A 12,698-nucleotide genomic window follows, 5' to 3' on the forward strand; every position below is an offset into this window, starting at 1 on the left:
GTCTGAAATAAATTGTTCAACTCATTTAATTCAAGATTGACAGTAATACTTCGGTGTTACGGTTTAATTACGAATTGAAATGAGAACTAGCAAATTAACTGAATCAAGCGTTTTGGTATATGAATTTTAGATTGAAGCTGTACAGTGTTTAAGTGCACAAAGCAACAAACTGTGGGCGCAAGCCTGTTGTTACACTCACTTGTAAGTGTTAACGACTGTTTGGGGTTGTATAGTCAAGTAATTAAGTGCATGTGGTGGATGCCTTGGCAGTCAGAGGCGATGAAAGACGTGATAGCCTGCGAAAAGCTCCGGGGAGGCGGCAAATATCCTTTGATCCGGAGATTTCTGAATGGGGGAACCCACCTACCTTATGGTAGGTATCGTATGATGAATACATAGTCATACGAAGCGAACGCGGGGAAGTGAAACATCTCAGTACCCGTAGGAAAAGAAATCAATTGAGATTCCCTCAGTAGCGGCGAGCGAAAGGGGAAAAGCCCATTAAGTTATGTGTGTTTTAGTGGAATGCTCTGGGAAGTGCAACCATAGTGGGTGATAGTCCTGTACACGAAAGGGCACACATAATGATGACGAGTAGGGCGAGGCACGTGAAACCTTGTCTGAATATGGGGGGACCATCCTCCAAGGCTAAATACTCCTGACTGACCGATAGTGAACCAGTACCGTGAGGGAAAGGCGAAAAGAACCCCTGTGAGGGGAGTGAAATAGATCCTGAAACCGCATGCATACAAGCAGTGGGAGCCAACTTGTTTGGTGACTGCGTACCTTTTGTATAATGGGTCAGCGACTTATATTCAGTAGCGAGGTTAACCGCATAGGGGAGCCGTAGAGAAATCGAGTCTTAATAGGGCGTATAGTTGCTGGGTATAGACCCGAAACCGGTGATCTATCCATGAGCAGGTTGAAGGTTGGGTAACACTAACTGGAGGACCGAACCCACTGTCGTTGAAAAGCCAGGGGATGACTTGTGGATAGGGGTGAAAGGCTAATCAAACTCGGTGATAGCTGGTTCTCCCCGAAAGCTATTTAGGTAGCGCCTCGGACGAATACCATTGGGGGTAGAGCACTGTTTCGGCTAGGGGGTCATCCCGACTTACCAAACCGATGCAAACTCCGAATACCAATGAGTACTATCCGGGAGACAGACTGCGGGTGCTAACGTCCGTAGTCAAGAGGAAAACAATCCAGACCGCCAGCTAAGGCCCCAAAATCATAGTTAAGTGGGAAACGATGTGGGAAGGCATAGACAGCTAGGAGGTTGGCTTAGAAGCAGCCACCCTTTAAAGAAAGCGTAATAGCTCACTAGTCGAGTCGGCCTGCGCGGAAGATGTAACGGGGCTAAAACTATGTGCCGAAGCTGCGGATGCATAATTTATTATGCGTGGTAGGGAGTTCTGTAAGCCGAAGAAGGTGGATTGAGAAGTCTGCTGGAGGTATCAGAAGTGCGAATGCTGACGTGAGTAACGACAAAACGGGTGAAAAACCCGTTCGCTGAAAGACCAAGGGTTCCAGTCCAACGTTAATCGGGGCTGGGTGAGTCGACCCCTAAGGCGAGGCCGAGAGGCGTAGTCGATGGGAAATTGGTTAATATTCCAATACTTCAGTGTAATGCGATGAGAGGACGGAGAAGGTTAAGTCAGCCTGGCGTTGGTTGTCCAGGTGAAAGGAAGTAGGCATGCATCTTAGGCAAATCCGGGTGCTCTATGCTGAGATCTGATAGCAAGCTGTACTTGTACATGAAGTGGCTGATACCCTGCTTCCAGGAAAAGTCTCTAAGCTTCAGTTACACTGGAATCGTACCCGAAACCGACACAGGTGGTCAGGTCGAGTAGACCAAAGCGCTTGAGAGAACTCTGCTGAAGGAACTAGGCAAAATGGTACCGTAACTTCGGGAGAAGGTACGCTGTTGATGGTGATAGGACTCGCTCCTTGAGCTGTCGACAGCCTCAGAAACCAGGCCGCTGCAACTGTTTATTAAAAACATAGCACTCTGCAAACACGAAAGTGGACGTATAGGGTGTGATGCCTGCCCGGTGCTGGAAGGTTAATTGATGGGGTTAGCGTAAGCGAAGCTCTTGATCGAAGCCCCAGTAAACGGCGGCCGTAACTATAACGGTCCTAAGGTAGCGAAATTCCTTGTCGGGTAAGTTCCGACCTGCACGAATGGCATAATGATGGCGGCGCTGTCTCCAGCAGAGGCTCAGTGAAATCGAATTCGCCGTGAAGATGCGGTGTACCCGCGGCTAGACGGAAAGACCCCGTGAACCTTTACTGCAGCTTGACATTGAACTTTGACCTTACTTGTGTAGGATAGGTGGGAGGCTTTGAAACTTAGACGCTAGTCCGAGTGGAGCCGTCCTTGAAATACCACCCTGGTAATGTTGAGGTTCTAACTCTGTCCCGTTATCCGGGACGAGGACCATGTCTGGTGGGTAGTTTGACTGGGGCGGTCTCCTCCTAAAGAGTAACGGAGGAGTACGAAGGTGCGCTCAGCGTGGTCGGAAATCACGCGTAGAGTATAAAGGCAAAAGCGCGCTTAACTGCGAGACCCACAAGTCGAGCAGGTACGAAAGTAGGTCTTAGTGATCCGGTGGTTCTGTATGGAAGGGCCATCGCTCAACGGATAAAAGGTACTCTGGGGATAACAGGCTGATACCGCCCAAGAGTTCATATCGACGGCGGTGTTTGGCACCTCGATGTCGGCTCATCTCATCCTGGGGCTGAAGCAGGTCCCAAGGGTATGGCTGTTCGCCATTTAAAGAGGTACGCGAGCTGGGTTTAGAACGTCGTGAGACAGTTCGGTCCCTATCTACCGTGGGCGCTGGAAATTTGAGAGGATCTGCTCCTAGTACGAGAGGACCAGAGTGGACGAACCTCTGGTGTACCGGTTGTGACGCCAGTCGCATCGCCGGGTAGCTATGTTCGGAAGGGATAACCGCTGAAAGCATCTAAGCGGGAAGCCTACCTCAAGATAAGATTTCCCCGAGGCTTTATGCCTCCTAAAGAGCCGTTGAAGACTACGACGTTGATAGGTTGGATGTGGAAGCATAGCGATATGTGAAGCTGACCAATACTAATTGCTCGTGAGGCTTGACTATACAACACCCAAACAGTTGTATATAAAGCATCGATCGATTCATAAAAGATCACTTAAACCTGATCAGATCAAATATCTTGATTCAGCCCTTGCTGAACATGAAATTTCAGATACAATAGCCAACCTGTTAATAACTCATTTGGAACCAAGTAAGGCATTACAAGCGAAAGCATGGAGCTTAAGCAAAGTAACTAAGACCTGAACAAGTCCATAACAGTTGTGCTGGCGACAATAGCAAGAGTGAACCACCTGATCCCTTCCCGAACTCAGAAGTGAAACCTCTTCGCGCTGATGGTAGTGTGGGGTTACCCATGTGAGAGTAAGTCATCGCCAGCTCATTATTCGAAACACCCTCAACTAGCGTTGAGGGTGTTTTTTTATGTAGAAAAGAAAATATTAAAAACTATAAAAAGTGAAGGCAAAATAAAACCATCAGATGATGATGGTTTTATTACGGCTTAGATAGAAGATTGATTTAAGCGAATAATTGAGTAACGGAACACCATAGAATTGCTAAAATCGCAATCGCAACGATAGGTTCTAGTACTTTAGACCAAGTGGGTACAATTGCTTCTACAGGCTCAATATTTTGATGATCATCGTGGGTATGTTGTTGTACCATTTGATTAAACTCCTTCATTGATGCCTCTAATGATAGCTCTTCTTGAGGAATTGGTTTAGAACCTTTTAACTCTATTAGATCGTTTGTTGACCAAACCCAATCATCCGCTTGACCAGATAAATGTTCAATTTGACCTAGCAATAATTCACCTAGACCTTTATTGCCAAAATTACCGGTTTGATCCAATTGCTTGAGCTCTGTGAGTTGTAAGGCTAAGACTTCACTAATATTCTGTTCAAGCTCAGTTTTGGAGAGAGATGACTGATTGTGTGGAGTTGTGGTGAGTCGACGTGCAATTTCCTGAATATATAATTCATCTTGATGATCAATTTCTTGATAAAGTTTTTGGTTGTCTTCTCGCCACAGACTGACCAGTTTGCCTAAGCTCAGCGCATTGATTTCTTGAATATATTGGTCGCGATCAACAGCATTATATTGTTTCAAAAGCGAGGGCTTTTGAAGTTTAATCTGCGCTGCAAAATATTGTACTAAATCAAAAGCCATTCACTACTCCATTGTTTTAATCTAATAATCTAAGGCTTGGTTTTTTCTTAGTTTGTTCGGTTTTTTCTTCAGTCTTTGATTCTAAAGCATCTTGATCATTTTGGATATGTGCATACTCACTTGGATCAAAGAATAAGCCTTGTCCATTCTCTCTTGCATAGATACCTACGACGGCATTCATAGGTACATATAAGTCGCGTGATACGCCACCAAAGCGTGCAGAGAAGGTGATTGCATCATTGCTCATGTGTAAGGCATGCACTGCATGTGGAACGATATTTAGGACAATCTGACCATCCTGAATAAATTGTTCAGGAACAAGCGTATTCGGCTGTGTAGCATCGACCAATAAATGTGGTGTGAGTTGGTTATCACAAATCCATTCATAAATTGCGCGGGCTAAATAAGGACGGGTTGGACTTAAATTGATTTCAGATTCAGACATAATATGCTCTTTAAGTATGAATTAAAAATTCTTGATAGCGATTTTTTTCTTGCAAAGTCATTGCTTGAGTGAAGGCAGGGCGTGAAAAAATCCGCTGACAATACAGGAAAATTGGACGACAGTGTTGTTGGGGTAATTCTATGCCCATGGCTTTTAGCCGTATAAATAAGGGTGCCAGCATGCAATCTAAAATACTGAAATTTTCTGACATGAAATAAGGATAATGCTGAAATAATGGTGTCAGTGAAATGAGTGTATCACGTAATTTTTTTTGTGCAGCGCGCTGTGTTGTGTAATCTAAGCTATCAGGATGACGTAGCATCTGATCGGCAAGTTTGAACCAGTCTTGTTCAAAGCGCCAAATATATTGTCTTTGTTCTGCACGTGGCATAGGTGCATCTGCATAGAGTTTATTTTGTCGATAACGATCATCCAGATATTCGGAAATAATCGCAGTATTAAAGAGTTTTAAATCGTTTTCTAGCAGCATTGGAAGTTGATTATACGGATTCAGGCTTGCAAGATCTTCATCTTCATAATCGACCAAAATCAGTTGATATTTGATTTGTTTTTCGGCCAGAACGTAACGAATCCAATGTGAGCGAAAGTCGTCCGCATGACTGTAGAGGGTAATGCCTTGTAAGGGTGCGTTCTCGACTGACATAATCCGAAATAAAACCAAATGAATAGAATAGGATACTAAACTTAGCCACTAAAATCACCCAGCAAAGCTGATAAAAGTGTATGAGATATTTGTTGATTGGTTTTCAATTTTTGGACTGTATTGAATTTTGATTTTTGGTGTATGTGAATCCGAATTGTTTATCTGACTTAAAATGCTCAGCTCGTTGATTTGCATAAAAAAAAGCCTTGGAAAATCCAAGGCTTTTTTTGTGTCCGATTCGGTAAACGAATTAACGTTTAGAGAATTGTGGACGTTTACGCGCTTTACGTAAACCAAGTTTCTTACGTTCAACTTCACGAGCATCACGAGTAACGAAACCAGCTTGACGAAGAGCAGGTTTTAAAGTGTCGTCAGATGCGATCAATGCACGAGTAATACCGTGACGGATTGCACCAGCTTGACCACCAATACCACCACCAGCAACAGTGATGTAAAGGTCATATTTTTCAGTAGCTTCAAGAAGCTCTAATGGTTGACGTACGATCATACGAGCAGTTTCACGACCGAAATATTGCTCAAGAGTACGGTTGTTAATTACGAGTTTACCTGTACCAGCTGATAAGAAAACACGTGCAGTTGCGGTCTTACGGCGACCTGTACCATAGTTAGTAGCCATGTGCTGTATCCCTTAGATGTCCAAAACTTGTGGCTGTTGAGCTGTGTGAGGATGCTCAGCACCAGCGTACACTTTCATTTTCTTGATCATAGCATAACCAAGAGGACCTTTTGGCAACATGCCTTTTACAGCGCGTTGGAAGATTTCTTCTGGTTTGTGAGCAACTAATTTCTCGAAATTAGTTTCACGGATACCACCAGGGAAACCAGTGTGGCGATAGTATTTCTTGTCAAGTGATTTGTTACCAGTCACTTGAACTTGCTCAGCATTGATGACAACGATGTAGTCGCCAGTGTCAACGTGAGGAGTATAAGAAGTTTTGTGCTTACCGCGTAAACGACGAGCGATTTCTGTCGCAAGGCGACCTAGAGTTTTGCCAGAAGCATCAACAACGTACCAGTCGTGTTGAACTTCAGCTGGCTTAGCGCTGAGAGTTTTCATTAAACCACTACCTATTATAGTTGGTTTGGACTATGGAAGCTGTCCAAACAAAAAGGAGTCCGAATTCTACCTGAGAATGGGTAGAACTACAATGGAAAAGTCACATTTTAAGCGCTATATTTTATCAAGTTTGGTTATAAAAGCAAAATCACCTCTAGCGACCATTTCACGACAGTAAAAATCAGGTATTGATCTTCTTTATCTAGTGCTGTTTTAGCTTTTTCTGTGTGGTCGCAGCTAATAATAATGATGAGGACGGATCACTATGTCTGATGATTTAGAACGCGTCGCTACAACGACAAAAGCATTAACGACAGAAGCATTAAAGCCGAAACCAAATAAACTGCTAAAATTTATAGCAGGTTTTTTCATCACATTAATTGCTCTGTATGAACTGGCATTTTTGTTGGTAGGTGCAGCTTATGGTACTGATGTATTTGCTTTTATCTTAATCTATTCTGTATTTATGCACATCACCTTGCTCCCTTTTATGTTATATGGCATCGGTGGCTTCATCATCTTGAGTCTATCTGATCAAAACTATCGAGCAGTCACTCAACAAGCGCCCAAAATACTATTTATAGGTTTGTTGTTATGTATGGTCGTGATTGGCATTTCGGAATGGGCGCATCAGATGGGCATCTTAGATAGCCGATTTAGATTAGATTGGAGATAAAACAATTTTGCTCAGGATGGCGCTATAATTCAGCTACACCTAGCTATAGTGGATGAAGCTGCATGCGCCCTTTATATGTCACCAGTGGTGAACCTGCAGGTATTGGACCTGATATTTGTCTAAGTCTGGCAGCTCGACAAGATGAGCGTCCAATTGTGGTATTGGCAGATCATCAATTATTACAACAACGCACCGAAATTCTAAAGCAACAAGTCGAATTGATTGAATATTCAGGTCAGCAACAGCCTGCAGCGCTTGGGCAGTTATATGTTGAGCATGTGCCTTTGGCTGTAGATGTTGAGTTGGGGCATTTAAATGCACAAAATGCAGCTTACGTTTTGGAGCAATTACGTCGCTCAGCTTCTTATGCAATGACAGGTAAGAGTGTGGGCGTGGCGACAGCACCCGTGCAAAAATCTATTATTAATGAAGCTGGTATTTCTTTTAGTGGGCACACTGAATATTATCAGGAGTTTGCAGGTGTTGCGCGTGTGGTGATGATGTTAGCCACCAAAACCTTACGCGTTGCCTTGGCGACCACGCATCTCCCTTTACGTGCCGTGGCAGATGCCATTACCAAAACACGTTTAGAACAAGTGATTGATATTTTGCTGCACGATCTCAAAAGCAAATTTAAAATTGAACATCCTAAAGTGTTGGTCTGTGGTTTGAACCCACATGCGGGTGAAGATGGTTATTTAGGCACGGAAGAAATTGAGGTGATCAATCCTATGCTGCAAAATTACCGTAATCGTGGTGAAAATCTCAGTTTAAGTTTGCCTGCAGATACTTTATTTACCCCGGAAAATTTAAAAGATGCCGATGCAGTTTTAGCGATGTATCACGATCAGGGTTTACCTGTGTTAAAATCTCAGGGCTTTGGTGAAGCAATCAATATTACTTTAGGCTTACCGTTTATTCGCACTTCAGTCGATCACGGCACAGCGCTCTCCCTCGCAGGTACGGGACTTGCGAAAAGTTCTAGCTTGCATGTTGCTGTCGATTTAGCGCTGGATTTAGCACGTTCATAATTTCAGCTTGGAAATCTTTATGTATCAAATTAATGCCCTAAACCCAAAAGAAGAAGGGCATCAGGCTCGTAAACGTTTTGGTCAAAACTTTTTACATGATCAAGGTGTGATTGCCAAAATTGTTCGCTCAGTGAACCCGCGTCCAGGCGATAATATTGTCGAGATTGGGCCTGGTTTAGCGGCATTGACATCGCCTTTGATTGGTGAGTGTGATGCTTTGACGGTGGTGGAATTAGACCGTGATTTGGCTGCAGGTTTACCAGGACGTGTGCCACATCCTGAGCGTTTAACCATTGTGGAAAGTGATGCGCTGAAATATGACTTTACCGAGTTATTTCAGGAAGGGCGTCCGCTACGTGTAGTTGGAAACTTGCCGTATAACATTTCGACACCGCTTTTGTTTCATCTCTTGGAGTTTGGCGACAAAGTTAAAGACATGCACTTTATGCTTCAAAAAGAAGTGGTAGATCGCATCACGGCTGAACCGAATACCAAAGAATATGGGCGTTTATCGGTCATGATGCAGTATTACTGTAAGCCAACTTTCTTATTTGAAGTGCCACCAGGAGCATTTAATCCACCGCCTAAAGTGACTTCTGCGGTATTTCGTTTAGAGCCTTATGTAAGCAAACCGATTATTGCCAAAGATGAAAAAGCATTGGCACGTTTGGTGTCGCATGTATTTACCCAACGTCGTAAAACATTGCGCAATAGCTTAAAAGGTATGTTGGCTGAAGATGCGTTTGAGCGAGCAGGGGTAGACCCGATGGCACGTCCTGAAACTTTAAGTTTGGCCGCATTTGTCGCATTGGCAGATCAGATGGTGAATTAATGACAGCAATTCGATACAACTATGTCATTGGTGATGTGCAAGGCTGCTTTGAAGCCTTAAAGCTGCTATTAAAAGAAATTCAGTTCGATCCCGATCAAGATTTTATCTGGTTTGCTGGCGACTTGGTTGCGCGGGGTGAAAACTCGGTAGGTGCTTTGCGTTTTATTAAAAAACTGGTAGATCGTGGCGTTGCAGCAACAGTGTTAGGCAATCACGATTTAACCTTGTTGGCAGGCGCTCGTGGCTTAAAGAAAATCAAAGCGCAAGACAATACCCGTGACGTGATTGATGCAATTGACAGTGATGATTTGATTGACTGGTTACGTAAACAACCTTTGTGTCTTTTTCCCAATGAAAACACCATTTTGACTCATGCAGGCATTCCACATATTTGGGATGCACAACAAACCGCAGCTTTGGCAAAAGAAGTTGAAGCAGTGATTGGGCATGAGGACTTTGAGGTGGTGGATGCATTTTTAAAGGAAATGTATGGGGCAGAACCTGCAGTTTGGTCGGATGATTTAACGGGACATGCGCGTTTACGTTGTATTACTAATTATTTGACTCGTATGCGTTTAGCCAATGCGCAGGGTGGCTTGGAATTCAGCTTTAAAGATGCCTTAGATGACCCGATGCCAGAATGCTTTAAACCCTGGTTTGAATATCCATCTTTAGCTGCGCAAACACATCAAATCGTATTTGGTCATTGGGCGGCATTGCAAGGGCAAACGGTAGCCGACAATATTCAAAATGTGGATGGCGGTTGTGTGTGGGGTAATCAGCTCATGGCGTATCGTTTGGAAGATCAGCAATTGTTTGCAGTAGATAATCCGCTGGAAGAATGGTAACAATATTTCATCTTTATAATTTAAAAATGAGATGTTGAAATAAAAAACAGCCACCTATTAAAGTGGCTGTTTTTTATCTTGAATTTTATTGAATTCGAATCCAAGTTTGGCTGCGACCTAGTGTAGATACACCCATGTAAGCACGTAAAGTCAAACGCTTACCTGTCGAGTTGAGGCGGATTTTTGCATCGTAAATACGACCTGCTAATGGATCAATCACGCGTCCTTTTTCGTAATTGTTGCTATCTTTGACTTGTTTTAAGCCTTTTAAAATATCCATCCCTAAAATAGGTTGATCAGTATAAGGTGCAGGACATTTATTACAAAGTTCACGTGGGGTATAACCTGGACGTGGAGTTACTTTAATAATTTTACCCGTATAGGTTTGATTGGCTTCTTTACGAATTTCGATGACAGCTTTAGGTGAACCTGTTTTATCATCAATTTGTTGCCAAGTCCCTACTAAATCTTGTGCCATCGCCAAAGTGCTTAGACTGCCGAAGATGACGGCTATTCCTAAAGCCAATTTCTGAATCATTTTATTTCCCTTACTCGGTCTTTGCTCTAGTCTAATCTGTGAATTGACTGACACAAAGTCCCGAGTATCTAGAAAAAATGACCGATGCGACACAATTACTCGCTTATTGTTGGCGAATCCACGTTTGTGTCCGACCAATGGCTGAAATTCCGACGTAACCACGTAAAGTTAGACGTTTATTATTAGACGCTAAACGGCCTTTCAGGCTATACATTTTGCCTGTAAGTGGATCTAAAATACGTCCATCTGCATAGTTGTTATTTTCCACATGCTTTAAGCCATGAATAACTTCCAAACCCACCAAAGGTTTGTTGGTATAAGGTGCAGGACAATTCACACACATGGTTTTTGGGGTATAGCCTGGTCTTGGTGTGACTTTAATAATTTTACCTGTAAAGCTGCCATTTTCAGCTTTGGTAATTTCAATAAGTGCTTTAGGTGAGCCTGTTTTGTCATCAATACTTTGCCAGATACCCGTTAGGTCTGATGCAAATGCTGAGCCACTGAAGATGAAGCTTGCAAATACGCCCATCAATACATTTTTCTTCATATCAGTTCCTTTGATTGTCGAAAGTTATTACAGAGGTTAATTCAAGATATAAAGCGAGTTGTGGTAAGAGTCAAGAGATTTGAGGAAATTTTTAATCTTAAACTTGCAGGGAAAATGCTGGAAAAGATGTGAAAAATGCCACGAACGTGTGGCATTTTAAGTGAAAAGTGAATTAATTAAGTTGATGGAATAACTTATAAATTAATCACTTTTAATCCAAGTTTGGCTGCGACCTAAAGCCGATACACCGACATAACCGCGCATGGTCAAACGCTTACCATTATTGCTCAATTTGGCTTTGGTGCTGTAAATATTGCCGCTTAAAGGGTCAATAATTTTCCCGCCTGTGAAATTGGAATTACCTGTATATTTTAAGCCAGTGAGTACATCCATACCTAAAATCGGTTGGTTGGTATAAGGTGCAGGGCAGTTGACACAGGTTTCTCTTGGTGTGTAACCTGGGCGTGGCGTCACTTTAACGATTTTAGCGGTATAGCTACCATTGCTTTCCTGACGAATTTCTAAAATGGCTTTAGATGAACCCGTTTTATCGTCAATGTTTTTCCAAGTTCCTGTAATATCTTGAGCCAGCGCAAAACTACCTAAGGCTGAGCAGATTAAGGCAACGGTGAGTTTCATCTTGACCATGTTCAATGTTCCTTCATTTCGCAAACTGGATATTTCATAATAAAAAGAAAGTGAAATGGTCACAATCTTTAAAAGTGATTGCTCAGTCACATTCTTTGTAAATACAGTATAAATGTTGGCAGCCAAACTGCGGTAAAGACTGCATTGACTGCCATGCCAAAGGCAGCATAACGTCCTGCAACACTGCCACGTTGCCATGCTTGAGCAGTACCAATGGCATGTGCAGCTAAGCCAAGTGCCAAACCTGAAGCACGTTCATCATTGATATGCCTTAAAATAAGTGGTGAAAAAGCAGCACCCACGACACCTGATAAAATTACAATTAATACTGCCAATTGAATCGGTGCTTCTAATAAGGTTGCGATATTAATCGCAATCGGCGTGGTCACTGCACGGGTGGCAAATGCCATAATATCGGCACTGGACATATGTAGCGCATAAGCAAGCCCCATCGGCAGCGCCACAGCACTAAGACTGGCAAAGAACAAAATACCTAAAATCGCTTTGAGGGGTAAATCGTCATAACGCATGGCTGCTAGAGGAATGGCGAGTGCAACTGTCACATAGCCCAATAATTGATTAAACAAAGGGTTGGTTTGTGCGACGTAAGTTTCGTATGGAATCCCGAAAAAATACAACAGTAGCAACACAAAACACATGCCAAAGACAATCACAGGGATTTGCGGGACTTTTTGGTTGCAAGGTTTTGCCAGTAAATATGCAACGAGAGTGATTAAAAAACCATATAGAATTGACAGCATTTTAATCTCCTAAAGCCAGCGTTTTGCCATTTTGGCATACAGCCAAAGCGGGATCAGCGTACTGATAAACAACACAATTAAGAAGATTGGAATTTGTTTGCCCATGTGCGTGAGCATAATTAATGAACCCGCGCTGATGGGTAAAAAGGCAAAGGCACTTTCTTTCATGATTTTGTTGTTGGTATCGACCAGACGAGCAGGAATTTTACTGAGTTTGCGCCATGTAAATAATACCGCCAGCAGGCTGAGCAAACCGACTAAATTGCCTAATTCTGGGTGATTCAATTGGGTCATGATCCATACAGAGGCTTCACGAAACACAATAATCAAAAGGAGTGTGCCGATCCATGCTGGCCAATCGATATGTTTTATCCTGCTCATTT

At 43.0% G+C, this 12,698-nt stretch carries 14 protein-coding genes and 2 rRNA genes; 6 read left to right on the forward strand and 10 right to left on the reverse strand.

Going from position 1 to position 12,698, the window contains the following annotated elements:
• Positions 1–231 precede the first annotated feature (231 nt).
• Both C3Y93_RS12445 and rrf read left to right on the forward strand, forming a co-directional pair.
• A 23S ribosomal RNA gene (locus C3Y93_RS12445) occupies positions 232–3,119 on the forward strand.
• Positions 3,120–3,339: 220 nt separating this feature from the next.
• Positions 3,340–3,454: ribosomal RNA gene (rrf, locus tag C3Y93_RS12450) — 5S ribosomal RNA — on the forward strand.
• Positions 3,455–3,593: 139 nt separating this feature from the next.
• On the opposite strand, the gene C3Y93_RS12455 is transcribed toward rrf, so the two are convergent.
• The 5 genes from C3Y93_RS12455 to rplM all read right to left on the reverse strand — a co-directional run bounded on the left by C3Y93_RS12455 (position 3,594) and on the right by rplM (position 6,431).
• The gene (locus tag C3Y93_RS12455; protein ID WP_104853068.1) at positions 3,594–4,244 is read right to left on the reverse strand and encodes a hypothetical protein; all 651 of its coding nucleotides are present in this window, start codon (positions 4,242–4,244) and stop codon (positions 3,594–3,596) included.
• A gap of 16 nt (positions 4,245–4,260) precedes the next feature.
• Positions 4,261–4,689, reverse strand: a complete 429-nt coding sequence (locus tag C3Y93_RS12460) for a ClpXP protease specificity-enhancing factor (protein ID WP_004972487.1) — start codon at positions 4,687–4,689, stop codon at positions 4,261–4,263.
• 10 nt (positions 4,690–4,699) lie between these two features.
• A complete protein-coding gene (locus C3Y93_RS12465; protein ID WP_004972486.1) occupies positions 4,700–5,353 on the reverse strand; it encodes a glutathione S-transferase N-terminal domain-containing protein in 654 nt (217 codons plus the stop codon).
• Positions 5,354–5,603: 250 nt separating this feature from the next.
• Positions 5,604–5,990 carry a 30S ribosomal protein S9 gene (rpsI, locus tag C3Y93_RS12470; protein ID WP_004972483.1) on the reverse strand — a complete coding sequence of 129 codons (387 nt, stop codon included), beginning with the start codon at positions 5,988–5,990 and terminating at the stop codon, positions 5,604–5,606.
• A 12-nt stretch (positions 5,991–6,002) separates the two neighbouring features.
• Positions 6,003–6,431 carry a 50S ribosomal protein L13 gene (gene rplM / locus C3Y93_RS12475; protein WP_004909012.1) on the reverse strand — a complete coding sequence of 143 codons (429 nt, stop codon included), beginning with the start codon at positions 6,429–6,431 and terminating at the stop codon, positions 6,003–6,005.
• Positions 6,432–6,696: 265 nt separating this feature from the next.
• Between rplM and C3Y93_RS12480 the strand changes: the two genes are divergently transcribed.
• From C3Y93_RS12480 to C3Y93_RS12495, 4 genes are all read left to right on the forward strand, one after another.
• The gene (locus C3Y93_RS12480) at positions 6,697–7,107 is read left to right on the forward strand and encodes a hypothetical protein (protein ID WP_104853069.1); all 411 of its coding nucleotides are present in this window, start codon (positions 6,697–6,699) and stop codon (positions 7,105–7,107) included.
• Positions 7,108–7,169: 62 nt separating this feature from the next.
• Positions 7,170–8,138 carry a 4-hydroxythreonine-4-phosphate dehydrogenase PdxA gene (pdxA, locus tag C3Y93_RS12485; RefSeq protein WP_104853070.1) on the forward strand — a complete coding sequence of 323 codons (969 nt, stop codon included), beginning with the start codon at positions 7,170–7,172 and terminating at the stop codon, positions 8,136–8,138.
• A 19-nt stretch (positions 8,139–8,157) separates the two neighbouring features.
• Positions 8,158–8,970, forward strand: a complete 813-nt coding sequence (rsmA, locus tag C3Y93_RS12490) for a 16S rRNA (adenine(1518)-N(6)/adenine(1519)-N(6))-dimethyltransferase RsmA (RefSeq protein WP_104853071.1) — start codon at positions 8,158–8,160, stop codon at positions 8,968–8,970.
• Entirely contained in the window at positions 8,970–9,818 is an 849-nt protein-coding gene (locus C3Y93_RS12495) for a symmetrical bis(5'-nucleosyl)-tetraphosphatase (RefSeq protein WP_104853072.1), read from the forward strand. The genes rsmA and C3Y93_RS12495 overlap by 1 nt, the downstream gene beginning before the upstream one ends.
• 85 nt (positions 9,819–9,903) lie before the next feature.
• On the opposite strand, the gene C3Y93_RS12500 is transcribed toward C3Y93_RS12495, so the two are convergent.
• The 5 genes from C3Y93_RS12500 to C3Y93_RS12520 all read right to left on the reverse strand — a co-directional run bounded on the left by C3Y93_RS12500 (position 9,904) and on the right by C3Y93_RS12520 (position 12,696).
• Positions 9,904–10,356, reverse strand: coding sequence for a DUF2147 domain-containing protein (locus C3Y93_RS12500; protein ID WP_019837803.1), 453 nt, complete (start codon positions 10,354–10,356; stop codon positions 9,904–9,906).
• A gap of 103 nt (positions 10,357–10,459) precedes the next feature.
• Positions 10,460–10,906 carry a DUF2147 domain-containing protein gene (locus C3Y93_RS12505; protein WP_019837802.1) on the reverse strand — a complete coding sequence of 149 codons (447 nt, stop codon included), beginning with the start codon at positions 10,904–10,906 and terminating at the stop codon, positions 10,460–10,462.
• Positions 10,907–11,107: 201 nt separating this feature from the next.
• Positions 11,108–11,554, reverse strand: coding sequence for a DUF2147 domain-containing protein (locus tag C3Y93_RS12510; RefSeq protein WP_104853073.1), 447 nt, complete (start codon positions 11,552–11,554; stop codon positions 11,108–11,110).
• Positions 11,555–11,640: 86 nt separating this feature from the next.
• Positions 11,641–12,315: an LrgB family protein gene (locus tag C3Y93_RS12515; protein WP_004972468.1), complete on the reverse strand. Its 675-nt coding sequence runs from the start codon at positions 12,313–12,315 to the stop codon at positions 11,641–11,643.
• Positions 12,316–12,324: 9 nt separating this feature from the next.
• On the reverse strand, positions 12,325–12,696 hold the full coding sequence (locus C3Y93_RS12520) for a hypothetical protein (RefSeq protein WP_104853074.1): 372 nt from the start codon (positions 12,694–12,696) through the stop codon (positions 12,325–12,327).
• Positions 12,697–12,698: the final 2 nt, after the last annotated feature.

This window comes from Acinetobacter sp. SWBY1 (genome assembly GCF_002946595.1).
In the GTDB taxonomy this organism is placed as follows: domain Bacteria; phylum Pseudomonadota; class Gammaproteobacteria; order Pseudomonadales; family Moraxellaceae; genus Acinetobacter; species Acinetobacter towneri.

Coding starts and splice junctions, on each gene's coding strand:
- C3Y93_RS12455 (WP_104853068.1), bottom strand. CDS start 4,244: ATGGCTTTTGATTTAGTACAATATTTTGCAGCGCAGATTAAACTTCAA.
- C3Y93_RS12460 (WP_004972487.1), bottom strand. CDS start 4,689: ATGTCTGAATCTGAAATCAATTTAAGTCCAACCCGTCCTTATTTAGCC.
- C3Y93_RS12465 (WP_004972486.1), bottom strand. CDS start 5,353: ATGTCAGTCGAGAACGCACCCTTACAAGGCATTACCCTCTACAGTCAT.
- rpsI (WP_004972483.1), bottom strand. CDS start 5,990: ATGGCTACTAACTATGGTACAGGTCGCCGTAAGACCGCAACTGCACGT.
- rplM (WP_004909012.1), bottom strand. CDS start 6,431: ATGAAAACTCTCAGCGCTAAGCCAGCTGAAGTTCAACACGACTGGTAC.
- C3Y93_RS12480 (WP_104853069.1), top strand. CDS start 6,697: ATGTCTGATGATTTAGAACGCGTCGCTACAACGACAAAAGCATTAACG.
- pdxA (WP_104853070.1), top strand. CDS start 7,170: ATGCGCCCTTTATATGTCACCAGTGGTGAACCTGCAGGTATTGGACCT.
- rsmA (WP_104853071.1), top strand. CDS start 8,158: ATGTATCAAATTAATGCCCTAAACCCAAAAGAAGAAGGGCATCAGGCT.
- C3Y93_RS12495 (WP_104853072.1), top strand. CDS start 8,970: ATGACAGCAATTCGATACAACTATGTCATTGGTGATGTGCAAGGCTGC.
- C3Y93_RS12500 (WP_019837803.1), bottom strand. CDS start 10,356: ATGATTCAGAAATTGGCTTTAGGAATAGCCGTCATCTTCGGCAGTCTA.
- C3Y93_RS12505 (WP_019837802.1), bottom strand. CDS start 10,906: ATGAAGAAAAATGTATTGATGGGCGTATTTGCAAGCTTCATCTTCAGT.
- C3Y93_RS12510 (WP_104853073.1), bottom strand. CDS start 11,554: ATGGTCAAGATGAAACTCACCGTTGCCTTAATCTGCTCAGCCTTAGGT.
- C3Y93_RS12515 (WP_004972468.1), bottom strand. CDS start 12,315: ATGCTGTCAATTCTATATGGTTTTTTAATCACTCTCGTTGCATATTTA.
- C3Y93_RS12520 (WP_104853074.1), bottom strand. CDS start 12,696: ATGAGCAGGATAAAACATATCGATTGGCCAGCATGGATCGGCACACTC.